The sequence below is a fragment of the Embleya sp. NPDC059237 genome (assembly GCF_042754105.1).
Lineage (GTDB): Bacteria > Actinomycetota > Actinomycetes > Streptomycetales > Streptomycetaceae > Embleya.
The window spans coordinates 206,011-220,597 of sequence record NZ_JBHZAE010000015.1; the positions used below are offsets into that span (position 1 = coordinate 206,011).

A 14,587-nucleotide genomic window follows, 5' to 3' on the forward strand; every position below is an offset into this window, starting at 1 on the left:
TTCGGGCGTGGGCCCGTGCCCCGGAGACCTGGTCGGGACGCGGGCCGGTGGCCTACTGCTGCTTGCGGCGCCTCCGTGCTCCGGCGCGGATCAGCACGAGGCCGATTCCGGTGAGCGCCGCGGCCAGGGCCGCGAGCAGAACCGGGGACAGGCCGACGCCGGTGCCCGGGAGCGGCTTGGCCGTGGGCGCGGGCGGGGACGGCAGCAGCGCGGGCGGTGTCGACGGCCCGGTCGGCGGGGTGGGCTTGGTCGGCTTGGTCGACTCCGTCGGCGGTACGACCGGCGCCGTCGGCGTCGTGGGCGGACCGGTGGTCGCCGGACCCGTGCTCGGCGGACAGGTCGTCGGCGGCTGCGTCGTGGGCGGCGCGGTCGTCGGCGGGTGCGTCGTCGGCGGGTGCGTCGTGGGCGGCACCGTGCTCGGCGGCGCGGTCGTGGGCGGCACCGTGGTCGGCGGCACCGTGGTCGGCGGCGCCGTGGTCGGCGGCACGGTCGTCGGAGGCACCGTCGTCGGAGGCACCGTCGTAGGCGGCGCCGTGGTCGGCGGCACCGTCGTAGGCGGCACCTCCCGGTGGCTGTTCGTCACCGTCACCGCCGCCTGACTCCCCACCTGCACCACCCCCGGCGGCGTGCTCGGATCGGTGTCCACGATCGTCACGTCGGTGTTCGGCGGCCGGTTCACCTCGTCGACCGTGCAGCGCGCACCGGCCGGCACCGTGATGGTCCGGCTCTGGTCGGCGGTCAGCGTGAACCGCGCGTCGCCGGCGGGCAGCAGGATCGGCAACTCGCCGCCGTCCGAGTCACGCGCGACACACTCGACGGTGATCGTGTACCGACCATCGCCACCCGTGCCCGACACCCGCTTGGTGACCATGAGCTGTGCCACGTCGAAGGTGTTGACGGCGGTGATCGTCACCGGCTTGTCGCTGCCGATCGTCACCGCCTTGTCCGGGGTGTCGTGGTCCACGACCACCGAGGTCGCCCCGCCGGTGCGCGATTCGGTCGCCCGGCAGCGGGCCCCGGTGGGCAGCGGGTAGCCGAGGTCGACCTCACGCTGTCCCGCGCCGTCGAAGGTGTACGGGCGCCGGTCGACCAGGGTCTGTACCCGCCCGTCACCGGTGTCCAGCACACAGGTCAGGAGCAGCGTGTACTCCCGGCCGGCGGCGAACCCGGCACCGGGGCCGCTCATCTGCTTGGCCAGCCGCAACTTCCCGGTGGTGAAGGTGTTGACCGCGTTGATCACCACGTTCGGCGCGTCCTTGGTGACGATCACCGCGTCGGCGTGGTTGCCGTGGTCGATGGTCACCTCGGCGGCGCCCCCGGTCGCCGTCTCCTCGGCCCAGCAGCGGGCGCCGATCGGCAGGTCGGGGATGTGCAGGCTCGCGCCGGCCCTCAGTTCGTAGCGTTTGCGGATCACGAAGGCCACGGCCGGCGATCCGCCGTCGCCCTCCGCCTCCCGGATGCAGGTGACCCGGAAGCCGAACACCGCGTCGCGGACGTACGGCGCGTCGGCCGGCGCGCCGGCAACCCGCTTGTTCAGCGTCAGCGATCCGGTGGAGAAGGTGTTGGTGAAGTCCACCACGACGGTGTCGGCCTGGTCCTTGCCGGGCCGGATGGTGATCGGGCCGACCGGCGGCGGTGCCTGGTCGGCGCCGGCCGGGTCCGCCTCGGTGACGACGCACTCGGCGCCGGCCGGGAGGTCGTCGAGCGATCCGGTCAGGTCCGGGGCCTTGAGCGCGAGGGTACGGATCACCGCGTCGGCTTTGCCGTTGAACGCGCAGGCCACGTGGAAGCGGAAGGTGCGGTCGGCGAACGTGCTGCCGGGGCCCTCGATCCGCTTGACCACACGCAGTGAGCCGGTCGGGAAGTCGTTGGCGACGGTCAGGCTCGCGGTCCTGCCCGGAACCGAGTCGACCACCGCCGTGTCGGGCGCTGCGCCGACCGCGTCGCCGGCCGTGACGGTCACCGTGCCGGCTCCACCGCCCACCGGCTCGGTCGCGGTGCAGTGTGCGCCGGTGGGCAGTTCGTCCAGGGTCTGCAGGCCGGCGCCCGCGAACACCAGGTCCTTGGGGAAGCCGGTCAGCCGCTGTCCGGCCAGGGTGCAGTCGACGCGGACGGTGAACGGTCCGGAGCCGACCTCGCCGGCGGCGGCGCCGGTGACCGTCTTGGCGACGCGCAGGCTCGCCTTCCTGTACTCGTTGGTGATCACCAGGTGTTGACCCTCCTCGTCGGGCCGGGCCGGGGTGATCACCGCCTGCAGGGCGTTGGCCTCGCCGAGATTGGCGCTGTGCGCGCCGGCCGAATCGGTCTCCCAGACCCGGCAGTTCGCGCCGGCGGGCACGCCGACCAAGGCCATCGGGGTGTACGGGGTGATCTCCCACGTGCCCTCGCGCACCACCTGCGGCGTGCCGCCGGCGGGGGTGACGGTGCACTGGTAGGCGACCGTGTACGGGCCGGGCGGCAGGCCCTCGGGCAGGCCGGCCACGGCCTTGTCCACCCGCAGGTTGCCGAAGCGCATCCCGATGCCGACCTTCGGCGGTTCGGTGACCGGGAGTTCCTCGGCGGCGCCGTTGCGCACCACGCTCTCCGAGTGGGCGAACGAGTTCCAGGCGATCGCGGGATCGCCGGGCTCCCGCAGGTCCGTCGGCGCGGACATCGGCAGCCGGACCAGGATCTCGCCGCCGGGGGCGAGCAGCGGGTCGAACGTGACACCCATCTCCACGCCGGTGGCGTCCGGGGTGTGGGTGGGCTGCCAGTTGCCCGGGGCGCAGGGGCGGCTCGGGGTCGCGATGGTGGTACCGCACGGGCTCGCGACGGTGGAGTAGCGGGTGGTCAGCGTGCCCGGCCCGACCAGTTCGGGGGCGCCGGTCAGCAGCGGGCGCGAGACCCACTCGGTGCCGCGCTGCTGGTTGCCGAGCAGTACGCCGGTGTCGCCCCGGTAGGGGAAGACGTCGAGGAGACGGACCTCGCGGCCCGGCTCGGTGCCGGTGTTCACCGCGCGGATCAGGTATTCGAAGCGTTGTCCGGGCAGGACGAGCGCGGTGCACGGGTACTGCGTGTAGGTGACGCCGGCGCGCTTGAACAGCGGGCACGCGGGCGAGTCGAGCGGGACGTAGGTATGGGTGACCGAGTTGTACAGGCCGAGCGTCGGGTCGCCGGTCACCCACTTGGATGCCTCGAACGCGGTGCCGGGCAGGGTGGTGACCTCGGCGCGGGAGGTGCAGTACGTGCCCCGGCCGAAGTTGGCCAGGTCGTCCACGGCGATGCCCTCACGGGCCGAGCCCGGTGCGCAGTCCAGGTCGGGACGCCGGTCGGAGCCGGCGCCGGCGATGTTCTGGATCACCGAGTCGCCGGGCACGCCGGGCGCGAGCCGGACCTGGAAGGTGATCTTCAGCTCGGCGCCCGGCAGCAGGTCGGTGCCGGTGAAGCGCCAGATCACCTTGGTGATGCGTCCGGTGCCGTCGCGCTGCGGTTCGTACGTGGGCACCGGCGGCGGGGTGGTGCCGGGGCCGGTCGCGGTGACCCGGAAGGGCATGCCGCCGGGGCCGGCGAAGGATTCGTCGAAGCGCAGCAGGTCGGGGATCGGGTCGGCGACCACCGGATCGGGCACCACGCCGGTGCCGGTGTTGCGCACGGTGATGGTGAACGGGGCGGTCTCGCCGGGTCCGATCCGCGAATCGGGGGTCTTGGTGACCGCGAGTTGCGCGGTGCCCTCCTGGAGGGTGAGCGTCGCGGTGCTGTCGCCGAACGGGAAGAGCCCGCCGGGTTGTTGCAGCCGGCTCTCGCCCGCCGCCGAGGCGGTGTCCGCGAGCGTGTCCGGTACGGGGGTGCCGGGCGCGGAGCGCAGCGCGGCGCGGGCGGCCACCTTCAGGCAGACCGTGGCCTGCGGACAGGGCCCGTCGGCGGGGTGGTCGGAGCGGGGCACGAGGTCGTAGTCGCCCCGGGACGAGGTGAAGGTGAAGCGCAGGCCGCGCACGTCGGCGGCGGCGACCCCGCCGGGCAGGCCGGGGGTGTTGCTGCCGGTCGTGGTACCGGTGATCCAGGTCGCGCCGGGATCGGCGCAGGCGGTGGTACAGGCGTCCACTCGGACCTGGTCGGCGCCGGGCGGGAAGCTCACCCCGGCGATCCGCAGCAGGTCGGCGGCGTCGAAGAAGTCGGCGTCGTTGTCGGTGACCACGAGCTGCTTCAGGTTGATGTTGCCGGTGTTCTCGGCCCGGATCCGCAGGTCCACCTCCTGGCTCGGCACCCCGGGCAGGGGCCGCGCGACGGTGGAGGGGGCCAGGCTCTTCTGTACCGAGCCGCCGGTTCTGGCGGGCGCGGTGGTGGTGTTCTCGCTGGTGCAGGCGGGGCCGCCGAAGGGGGTGCCGGCGGAGCCGATCTGCATGCAGTTGTGGATCTGCGCTCCGTCCGGGACGCCGTCGCGGCGTTCCACGGTGACGTTGAGGATGATCCGGCCGCGCGAGGGCAGGTCGCCCTCGACGCGGGCGCGCACGCCCCGGGCCCGGGTGAGCAGCGCGGCGTCGCCGGCGGCGTAGGGCACCCAGGCCGAGGCGGCCGGGTCGTACACCTCCAGCACGATCGGCAGGCCGTACGGGTAGCGGTAGGCAACGCTCAGCGAGGTCAGCCGCGCGATGTCGAAGACGGTGCCGGTCGCGGTGGGGTCCGGCGGGTCGGTGATCGAGGGCCGGTCCATCGCGCCGTTGCCCTCGTTGGCCAGGTCCAGGGTGAACGTCACCGGGGTGCCGGGCGGCAGTTCGGCCTGGTCGACGCTCTTGCTCTGCCGGACGTCGGTCCGGGGCGATTCGAGCGGCAGCGACGTGCAGGCCGTGGACGAGCCCGCGCCGGAGCCGTCCACGGGGTTGGTCGCGCCGGCGTCGGCGCAGTTCGCCACGCCGTCGCGGGCGTCGGACTGGTCGACCCGGGCGTTGAGCGTGCCGTGCAGGGCCAGGCCGCCGGTCGCATTGGGCACGATGGTGCCGTGTCCGGCGGCGTCCGTGCCGGTGTAGGTGATCGAGACCCGACTCGGCGGACTGCCGTTCGGACAGCCGGTGTTCGGCAACACCTGCTGGTCCGGCGGCCGGGTCAGCGCGACCGGGCTCGGGGTGCTGCCGTCGCGGCAGGTGACGGTGAGCGTCGCGGCGACCGCGCCGCGCGGGAAGTCGACCCGGAGCTTGGTGACGTCGACCTTGTCGAACTCGCTCACGGCGGAGCCGGACGGCTCCGTGATGGTCAGCGACGCGACCGGGAAGGAGGCGGTGTTGCCGGCGCCGACGACCATGGTCACCGGTGCGCGGGTGCCGAGCACGGCGGCGCCGTCGGCGACGAAGTCGCCGTTGGTGTCGGAGAAGAACTCCTTGGTCGCGGTGACCGTGGCGATGTTCGGCAGGATGTCGAAGTCGGCGCAGGCCGGGGCGCCGGCCACGCTGCCCGCGATCGGGTCCTGGGCGGTGGTGGCGGCGCAGTTGTGGATCGTCGTGCGGGTGGCCGGAGCCGGCGGGTCACCGGTCGAGCGGACCGTGTCCCGCAGGGCGAGCCGCATCGGCACCTGGCCGCCGGTGGGGTCGTAGGGCAGCGCGGAGCCGGACCCGTTGGTGAACTCCAGGCGCACACCGGTGACCCTGCCCGGCTCGACACCGGGGGGCAGCGGTACATCCGAGCCGGCGGTGAGCGGTCCGGCGACGTACTCGGCGTCGGTACACGGGGTGCCGATCGGCTTCGTGCAGACCAGGACCCGCACCCGGTCGGCGCCGGCCGGGAAGCGGTCCACCGGGCCGACCCCGACCAGGTCGAAATTGTCGAAGGTGGCGGGGGTGGTGTCCTCGACGGTGAGTCGGGTGACCTGGGCCGAGGTGGACGACGCGTTGCGCACGCCGAGGGTGATGGTGCTCTGCGCGTGCGACTGGGCCACCGCGGAGCCGTCGGCCCAGCGTTTGGTGGTGATCGGGCGGACCTCGCGCGGGATGTGCACGGTGACGTCCGCGCTCGCCTCGGCCCGGTCGGCGTTGTCCGCCTTGATCGTGGCGGTGTTGGTGATCCGCGTGCCGTCCTCGAACGTGGTCTCCCGGGGCACCCGCAGGCCGATGGCGAGGTTGCGACTGGCGCCGGCGGGCAGGCCGGTGCTGCCGGCCGGCGCGGGCGGGCTGGGCAGGGGCTCGGTGAAGGTGATCACCAGCCGGCGGGCGGCCGGGTCGTAGCTCACGGTCCGGGTGTCGGTGGTCATCGGCAGCGAGGTGACGTCGAATCCGGCCGGGAGCACGTCCTCGACCACGGCGCCGACACAGGAGGTGGTCAACGACGAGCAACTGGCCGTCAGTTCGTAGGAGAAGACCGCGCCGGGCTCCAGGGGCATGGTTGCCCCGGTCACCTTCTTCCGGATGCCCACGACGGCGTCGGCCGCGGCGACCTTGTGGGCCGCGGGCCGCGTACGCCCGTCGTCGGCGGCCGAGGCTCCGTCCCACGAGGGGAGCGCGAACAGGCCGGCGACCATGGCCGTGACCAGGATGAGGCAGGCGACGCTCAGCCTCGGGTGTACGCGCATGCGTTTCCTCGCGGGGTTACGGCACTCCATGGGATCGGGCGGTCACATTATGTGATGGAAGATCATCTTTTGTGCGCATTGATCACCGCGGCGGGTCGCGCGTCGGGCGTCGTCGATCGCCCGGCCGTGCGCGCAGACGAGGAAGCCCCGTCGCCCGCCTTCTCGTAAGCGGGTGACGGGGCTTCCGTCCGTGTCGTGGCTCGTCGGCCACGGACCGGGCTCGCGCGGGTTACGCAGGTGCGTCGGTGAGCGGGGTGCGGTCGGCGGGGGCGGGGTTGGGGGCGGGCTCGGCGTCCGTGTCGGTGTTGACGTCGGCGTCGGCGTCGGCGTCGGCGTCGGTCACGCTCGTCCAGTGGATCTGCGTCGCGCAGACGGAGACCAGGAGGGCCGAGGCGGCGACCGCGCCCATCCCCCACACGAGGCTGCTGCCGCTCGCGATGAAGCCGATCAGGGCCGGCCCGGCCAGCAGGCCGGTGGTACCCATCGCGGCGACCAGGGCCAGTGCGTCCGAACCCGCGCGCGCCGCCGCGACGTACACACACGGGGTGACCGCGGCGACGCCCAGGCCGACGCACGCGAAGCCGATCAGCGCCGGCACCACGCCGCCGACCACAAGCGCGACCGCCAACCCGGCACCGGCCAGCACACTTCCGACCCGGACGATCCGCCCGTCGCCCCAGCGGGTGCGCCACCCGTCGGCGAAGACCCGGGCGAGCACCATCATCACCGAGACCACGGCGATACCCAGCGGGGCCACCTCGGCCGACGCGTGCACGACGTCCTTCATGTACAGCGCCGACCAGTCGTTCATCGCGCCCTCGGTCACCGTGCCGAAGGCCATCGCGCAGCCCATCCAGATGGTGATCCGCGACGGCATGCTCAACCGGCGCCGGCCCGCGGGCGCCGGCTCGTCGGCGGCCGGCTCCGGTGCGGCCTTGGGCGCCGCCTCGTCCTCGGTCAGCAGCCCGGGCCGGGCGTAGCCGATCAGCAGCGCCAGCAGTACGGCGGCCACCGCGAAGTGCGCGGCCAGTGTCGAGGTGAGCGCGTTCATCCCCGAGGCGAGCAGCGCGGCGCACAACGACCCGCCGCTGAACGTGGCGTGCAGCTTGGCCATCGCCGTGCGCTGGTACCGCACTTCGAGCGCGGCGCCCTGCGCGTTCATCGCGACGTTCAGGCAACCCACCGCCACCCCGTCTAGGCAGATGATCAGCAGCGCCACGGGGTAGTTCGGCGCCACCGCCAGGGCGAGCAGCAGGACACCCAGGGCGAACGCGGACAGCAGCGCGAGCAGACGCGAGCCCAGGCGTCGGGTCAGGATCGCGACGAGCGGGAACGAGGCCGCCGCCCCGGCTCCGCAGGCCATCAGCAGCAGACCGACCTCGGCCTCGCCCAAATCGAGCTTGCTCTTGATCGCGGGCAACCGCGACGCCCAGGTGGCGTACTGGAGTCCGAGAAAACAGAACAGTGCTGCGATCGCCACCTGTGCCCGGCGGAAATCATCGCGAACGCGAAACATGTGATCGGCCTACTTCGTCATCCGAGGGTGATCCGCGCGACGGATCGTCGATGGTCCGCGCCGGGCCGGGCGGGGGTCCGCGGCCACCGGCATGGACATGTACACCGCGTCCGGGCCGTAGCTCGCGGGGAGTGCGATCTCGCGCAGGGCGTGGAACCCCTGCGCCGACCAGAACCCCTCGCTGCCGCCGACGGAGACGAGGGAGATGCGCTGGTACCGCTTGGCGCGCGCCGCGGTGCTCACCCGGCGCAGCAGCTCGCCCGCCAGGCCCTCGCCGCGGTGCGCCTCGCCGACCACCAGGTCGTGCAGGTGCAGGTTGCGCGAGTGGAAGACCACCTCCTCCTCGCGGTCCAGGTCCGGGTATTGCCCGACCGGGTATGGCAACGACAGGACGTAGCCCGCGAGTTGCCGGCCCACCTCCAGCACGAAGCAGGTGGCCGGCGAGGAACGGGCCCGCGAGCGGAGCGCGGCCCGTCCCTCCGACAGTGCGCCGTCGGCATAGGTAGCGGCTTCCAGCGCGACGATGTCGTCCCAGTCGCCCTCGGTGATGTGCCGAATGCGCACGTCGTGGTCCATCTACACCAGACCTTCCACGGATACGTCGACGCAGGTGTACGGCAGCGGGGCGAACCCGTTGAAGCCCTGTGTGGTGTAACTGGTGGCGTAGGCGCCGCTGGAGAGGATCCACACCGGATCCCCCGAGGCGACCGCCCTGGGCACCTGGACGAGGTCGCCGTCCGCCCCGAAGGCGTCGTCGCTGTCGCAGGTGGGCCCGGCCACCACGGCGGGCACGTACTCGGCGCCGCCGTGTGTGGGGAACACCAGGCGGTACTGGAGTTCGTCCATCTCGTACAGGCCGTTGAACTTGCCGCAGCTCAGGTACAGCCAGTTGCGGCGCTGACCGTCGGGCTGTTCGCGCGTGGTCAGCCGGGACACCCGGGCCCGGATCGCACCGGTGTCCGCGACGAAGTAGCGCCCCGGCTCCATCAGGAAGTCGAGCGGCACGGCGGACACCCGGCGCAGCCGCCGGATGCCCTCACGGATGACCTCGAAGATCTTGTCCAGCGGGGGTTCCAGCGGTTGGCCGTGTCGGTCGAGGTAGCCCAGCGCCGGCAGTCCGCCGCCGAGGTTGACGTGGTCGGGGTGGATCCCGCGCCGGTTCAGTGCCGCGAGGGTGTCCGCGATCCGGTCGAACGCCTCCTGCCAGCCCTCGGTGGTCATCTGTTGCGAGCCGACGTGGACGGACAGTCCGGCGGGGATCAGGCCCTCGGCGCGGGCCCGTTCCAGGATCCGCAGGGCATCGGCGCCGGAGCAGCCGAACTTGCGGCTGAGTCCCCACAGCGCGCCCTCCCCGCTGGTGGCGAGGCGGCAGAAGACTCGGGAGCCGGGGGCGTGTGCGGCGATCGCGGCGACGTCCTCGATGCTGTCGGTGGCGAAGTCGCGGATGCCGAGCCGGTACGCGTCGGCGATGTTCCGGTCGGACTTGATGGTGTTGCCGTAGTGGATGCGGTCCACGGGTACGCCGGTCTCGATCGCCTGCGCGATCTCCTGCGGGCTGGCCGCGTCGAAGCCCGCTCCCTGGCGGGCCAGGCAGCCGAGCACCTCGTCCACGGGGCAGGCCTTCATCGCGAATCGCACCGCGACGTCGGGGAGTTCGCGGGTCAGCGTGTCGTAGCGTTCTTCGATGCCCGCGAGATCGAAGACGATCAGGTCGTCGTCGGCGGTGGCCAGGGCGGCGCGCATGTGTGCGTTTACGTGCATGATGTCGGTCCGGGTCCCACTATCCGTGCGGTTCGTGGAGGCTTGTGGTCCGGCTCGCCCGGACCAGCGAATCCCATGTCTCGATCAGCAGCGCGAAGTCCTCGATGTCCTCCTGGACCTCGTCGAGCAGGCGTGGGCCGCGGGTGGCGAGCGTGTCGGCGAACTCGGCGTAGCGCCCGCCCAGTCGCCGGTAGGAGCGGTCCAGGCTGCGCAGTCGGGCGATGTTGTCGGTGCGGTCCGACCGGGTGCTCTCGCGGGCGAGTTCGGCGATCACCGCGGGACGTACGTGGCGTTCGTCGTCCAGGAGCGTGCCGCCGGCCGCCGCCATGCGGTCGTAGATGAACTCGAAGTAGAGCATCGAGAGAAAGAACTTGGTCAACCGGGTCTGGTAGGCCGCGAATCCGGGGTCGGTGCGGCGTTCCGCGGTGTAGAAGTTCACGATGTTGCGGTTGTGCAGGACTCCGGGCAGCGCGGCGTCGTGGATCAGGTGCAGGAGGAAGTAGTCGCTGCCGATGGTGTCGGTGGCCGGCGGCAGCGGTACCCGCTCGTACACCGCGTGGTCGAACGCGACGTTGCACATGTCCACCCGCATCGGGTCGACGACGGTCAGGAGCGAGTGGTCCGCGACGAACGGCGCGGTGCCCGCGCCCGTGAACGACTCGTCGACCAGCTCCCGCTTGCGCTCGTCGGACCAGGCGGGCGGGGCCCACAGGCCGACCACGTCGTAGTACACCTCGGGGTCGAGGCGGCGGATCTCGCCGATGTCGACCGAGAGTTCGCCGACGAACGAGCTGCCGACCAGGACCACGGGGTCGGCGGCGAGGGTCGGGTCGAGGGTGGTCTCCGACACGCCGGCGCTCGCCTCGCGCGCCGGTCGGCCGAGCGACATCAGCTCGTGGTGGATCGGGAAGACGGGTGCGCCGTCGAGCATTTGGTAGGTGCTGTCCGAGTCCCGGCGGTGGATCGATCGGCAGCCGAGGGCGGCGGCGATCAGGAACGCGCGGTTCGTGCAGGCGCCGTAGGAGACCCGGTCCGGGAGCATCAGGTCGAGCAGCAGGTCCGGCTTGGTGACGTCGGCGCGGGCGAGGACCGCACGGAGGAAGGCGCGCTGTTCGCTCTCGTCGAGGTGGTGCACGACCACGTGCGGTGTCGCCGGCAGAGCGGCGACCGCCTGCCGGTGTTCGCTCAGTGTCGCCGGGTCGGCGGAGTCGAGGATCAGCAGGTGCACCTCGACGTCGAAGTGCCCGGCCGCATGGGCGGCTTCGGCGGCGATCGCCGAAATGGTCGCGGCGCAGGCCCTGTTGGTGGGGAGGGTCAGGCAGATTGCGTGCATTGCGCTTCTCCGGTCGATGGTGCGGGTGTGTGCCCGCTCCAGGATTCGAGGCCCAGGAGCTTCCTGCCGAGGTCGTTCAGCGTCGCCGTCTCGTACCTGAGGGATTCGTGTTTGCGGGCGTCGCCGACCAGCGTCTTGTTCCAGTCGGGGGTGCGCAGGTGCCGCCAGGAGTCGACTCGGGATTCGGTCAGTTCCCGGTTGCTTTCGAGCGCGGGCATCATGGACAGGTACTGGACCGCGCGCACGCCGCGCTCGGAGGTGTTGCGGGCCACGCCGTGGGCGAGCAGTCCGTTCCAGATCAGCAGGTCGCCGGCCGCCAACTGCGGTCGCACCACCGGGTATTCGTCGCGGTCGGCATCCGGCCGGATCGGGTCGCGGTCCTCGGGTTGGCCGGACTTCCAGTGCTCGAATCGGCGGAACAGCTCCGGCGAGCACTGGAAACTGCCGTGGTCCGGGCGGGTGTCGTCGAGCGCGATGATGCCCTGTACCCGCTGCGGGGGTGTCGCGAGTGTGGTGTCGACGTCCCAGTGCAGCTCGATGTCGAAACCCTTGTCCGTGGGCGCGATGTGCGCGCGGTCACGGTCGCGGACGTTGGGCGGGTTCAGGTTGAGCCGGTCCAGCGTCACCCACAGCTCCTCGCAGTCCCACACGTCGACGAAGGCGTCGTAGACACGGGTGGACTGGCGGCTGTCCCAGATGAGTTGGTGGTGGTATGCCTCGACGAAGCCGTAGATGTGCAGCTCCTGATCCAGCGCGGAGCGGAACTGCCGGTCGTCCGAGTACCAGCTCTCGGGGTCGTCGGGGTCGAGCCCCTGGAAGTCCCAGGCGAATTCGAGCAGTCGCGCGGCGGCCTCGGCCGGGATGGCCTCCTTGACGACGACGTACCCGTAGGTCTGCCAGAAGTCGAAGTCGGCTTCGGAGAGCACCCGCAGGGGTCGGGTCTTCTTCAGGTCGCGCAGCGGGGTCGGGGCCAGGTAGGTCTCGCCGATCGAACTGAAGTAGGGGATCTCGGACGCGGCTCGGTACGGGTATGGGTCGGATTCGGGCGTCGGCATACGATCCCTCCAAGGCTCGAATGATCTGGTCGGTATGGGGGCGTGGGGCATCGCGGTTCGTGCCGGTGTACCGGCGCGTCGGCGCGATCGCCCCGCCCCCGGCCGTCGCCGTCCGGGATCGACCGGGCGAGTCGAGGCAAGGGCGGCGGTCGGCCGTTCCCGGGCACGTGAAGTCGTGGACGGGAAAGGGCGGTTCGCTCGTCATCGGACAAGCGCGGCTGCTCGCGCGCGCTCGCCCGGCCTGCGGGTCGCCTCGATCCGACCGGGGGCAGGACACATCGCAACCTCGCCTGCCTGCGCGTGCCGCGAGGTCGTGCCGGTCGCGGAACGTGTGTCGGGTGAGGCCGCCGATGTGGTGCCGTGTGCGGTGCTCGGGAGTTCGGCTGTGGGAGTCAGCCGTGGAGAACGGCCGAGGGAGGTCGGCCGGGAGGTTCGGCGGTACAAGGGGGGTGGTCCGGGGAGGCCGTGATCCCCGACGAAGCCTCGATCGGGATTCCTACCTCCTCGTATCCGGCGCCGCACATCGATCGCGGACACCCAAAGCGAACGCGAGATGCCTCACCGACCGGCCGCGCTACCACGCTGCGGCCATGCCGGGACACACACCTCTCCAATCCCCGTACCTCTAGGTTGGTCTAGACCAACTTTCAGTGTCAACCCCCACGATGATCCTTTTTGCAACGGCGCGTTCCCGCATGATCACGCAGGCGGAGGACGGGGGGCTCGGCGACGCGCGAGGTGTTCGGATGCCGTTCGACCTCGGTTGACCGGGAGTTCGCTCGGCGTGCCGGCAACTGTCGTGCGGAACCCGCTCGAAGGAAATGAGAATCGGCCGGCACGACGTCGCCCGGGCGACCGCCGGTCGCTCGTCCGGGGCCGGCGGGACGGCGCGGGCGTACACACGGCAACAGCTACGACTTCGAGTGGGAACCGGACTATTCCGTGGTCTTCGACACGAAGGGCTGCGACAGCGGGGTCACGCGGGAGGGGGTCAGTCGAGGTGGCCGCGGTATTTGGTGGACAAGGGGTGGCCTCTGGGGGTCAGGGCCACCACGCCCACCAGGGTGTCGTCGCGGTGGTAGCCGACCGCGCAGGCGGTGGTCCACGTGCCTTCGAGGAGGCGGATGTCGGTGGCACCGAGGGCGGGGGCGCCGTAGGACTGGAGGCGGTCCTCGTACTGGTCGGACCAGAAGCCGGGCAGCGGGGCGAAGGGGGCGTCGGGCGCGGCGGTGTCGGACAGGTGGGCGGTCAGGGTGCGGGCCGCGTGCCTGGCCGTGTCCGTGGGGATGCTCCAGTGTTCGACGCGGCGTGGGACGTCGTCGTAGCGCGGGTTGGCGAAGCGGGCCACGTCGCCGACGGCCACCACGTCGGGGCGGGATTCGACCCGCAGGGCCGCGTCGCAGCGCACGCCGTCGGTGAGGTCGAGGCCGTTGCCGGTCAGCCATTCGGTGTTCGGGATCGCGCCGATCGCCTCGATCACCACGTTGGCCGAGAGCGTGCGGCCGTCGTCCAGGACGACCCCGGTGACGTGCCCCTTCCCCGTCAACCGCTCCACCGTGCGGCCGAGTTCGAAGCGCACCCCACGATCCGTGTGCCGCCGGCGCACGGCCGCGCCGAGTTCGGCGCCGAGCGGGCGGTACATCGGCTCCGCCTCCCGCGCCACCACCGTCACCTCCGCCCCCGACAGGCGGGCGGTGGCCGCGACTTCGCAGCCGATGAAGCCCGCGCCCACGACCACCACCCGACGCCCGGGACCGAGCGCGTCGCGCAGCCCGCGCGCGTCGTCGAGGGTGCGCACCACGTGCCGCCCCACCGCCGGCCCCGGGCAGCCCAGCCGGCGCGCACGCAGCCCGGTGGCCACCACCAGTCCCGCGTACGACAACGACGAGCCGCCCGCCAAACGGACCCGACGCGCGTCCAGGTCGACCCCGGTCACCGCCTCGCCCAACCGCCAGTCGACGTCCGCGCAACTCGCGCGCAGCCGAAAGGCGACCGCCGCGTGCGTCACCTCGCCGACGAGCGCGTCCTTGGACAACGGCGGTCGGTTGTACGGCATGTGCGGCTCGTCGCCCAAGACGGTGATGCCGCCGGTCCAGCCGGCCGCCCGCAGTTGTTCGGCGGCCCGCAGACCGCCCATGGACGCGCCGACGACCACCACCCGACGCCCGGTCATCGCTCAGTCCTCGATCGTGATGGCCTGCAACGGGCAGACGTCGGCGGCGTCCTCGACCGCGTCGCGCAGCGTGTCGTCCGGTTCGGCGACGAACTCGAGGCGTCCGGCATCGTTGATCCGGAACACCTCGGGCGCGGAGAACACGCACTGCCCGTGGTCCCGACACCGGTCCATGTCGACGATGACCTTCACGGTCGTGGTCCCTTCCGTTCGA

Annotated in this window: 8 protein-coding genes; all 8 read right to left on the minus strand. The window is 72.1% G+C overall.

The features are described from left to right. Positions 1-52 precede the first annotated feature (52 nt). Positions 53-6,535, minus strand: coding sequence for a DUF5979 domain-containing protein (locus tag ACFXKZ_RS37375; protein WP_380007303.1), 6,483 nt, complete (start codon positions 6,533-6,535; stop codon positions 53-55). A 229-nt stretch (positions 6,536-6,764) separates the two neighbouring features. Beyond that, on the minus strand, positions 6,765-8,051 hold the full coding sequence (locus ACFXKZ_RS37380; protein WP_380007306.1) for an MFS transporter: 1,287 nt from the start codon (positions 8,049-8,051) through the stop codon (positions 6,765-6,767). A gap of 9 nt (positions 8,052-8,060) precedes the next feature. After that, complete coding sequence (locus tag ACFXKZ_RS37385; RefSeq protein WP_380007309.1) at positions 8,061-8,627, minus strand: GNAT family N-acetyltransferase; 567 nt, start codon at positions 8,625-8,627, stop codon at positions 8,061-8,063. After that, positions 8,628-9,812, minus strand: coding sequence for a type III PLP-dependent enzyme (locus ACFXKZ_RS37390; protein ID WP_380007312.1), 1,185 nt, complete (start codon positions 9,810-9,812; stop codon positions 8,628-8,630). A gap of 19 nt (positions 9,813-9,831) precedes the next feature. Beyond that, positions 9,832-11,145: a DUF6271 family protein gene (locus tag ACFXKZ_RS37395; protein ID WP_380007315.1), complete on the minus strand. Its 1,314-nt coding sequence runs from the start codon at positions 11,143-11,145 to the stop codon at positions 9,832-9,834. Continuing rightward, complete coding sequence (locus ACFXKZ_RS37400; protein WP_380007318.1) at positions 11,127-12,200, minus strand: phytanoyl-CoA dioxygenase family protein; 1,074 nt, start codon at positions 12,198-12,200, stop codon at positions 11,127-11,129. The genes ACFXKZ_RS37395 and ACFXKZ_RS37400 overlap by 19 nt, the downstream gene beginning before the upstream one ends. Positions 12,201-13,191: 991 nt before the next feature. After that, positions 13,192-14,373, minus strand: coding sequence for an NAD(P)/FAD-dependent oxidoreductase (locus ACFXKZ_RS37405; protein ID WP_380007321.1), 1,182 nt, complete (start codon positions 14,371-14,373; stop codon positions 13,192-13,194). A gap of 3 nt (positions 14,374-14,376) precedes the next feature. Further along, positions 14,377-14,565 (minus strand): ferredoxin, encoded by a 189-nt coding sequence (locus tag ACFXKZ_RS37410; protein ID WP_380007324.1) that lies wholly within the window; start codon positions 14,563-14,565, stop codon positions 14,377-14,379. Positions 14,566-14,587 lie beyond the last annotated feature (22 nt).

What these genes read in the sequence shown, in the direction of transcription:
- ACFXKZ_RS37375 (WP_380007303.1), bottom strand. Translation starts at nt 6,535, where the DNA reads ATGCGCGTACACCCGAGGCTGAGCGTCGCCTGCCTCATCCTGGTCACG.
- ACFXKZ_RS37380 (WP_380007306.1), bottom strand. Translation starts at nt 8,051, where the DNA reads ATGTTTCGCGTTCGCGATGATTTCCGCCGGGCACAGGTGGCGATCGCA.
- ACFXKZ_RS37385 (WP_380007309.1), bottom strand. Translation starts at nt 8,627, where the DNA reads ATGGACCACGACGTGCGCATTCGGCACATCACCGAGGGCGACTGGGAC.
- ACFXKZ_RS37390 (WP_380007312.1), bottom strand. Translation starts at nt 9,812, where the DNA reads ATGCACGTAAACGCACACATGCGCGCCGCCCTGGCCACCGCCGACGAC.
- ACFXKZ_RS37395 (WP_380007315.1), bottom strand. Translation starts at nt 11,145, where the DNA reads ATGCACGCAATCTGCCTGACCCTCCCCACCAACAGGGCCTGCGCCGCG.
- ACFXKZ_RS37400 (WP_380007318.1), bottom strand. Translation starts at nt 12,200, where the DNA reads ATGCCGACGCCCGAATCCGACCCATACCCGTACCGAGCCGCGTCCGAG.
- ACFXKZ_RS37405 (WP_380007321.1), bottom strand. Translation starts at nt 14,373, where the DNA reads ATGACCGGGCGTCGGGTGGTGGTCGTCGGCGCGTCCATGGGCGGTCTG.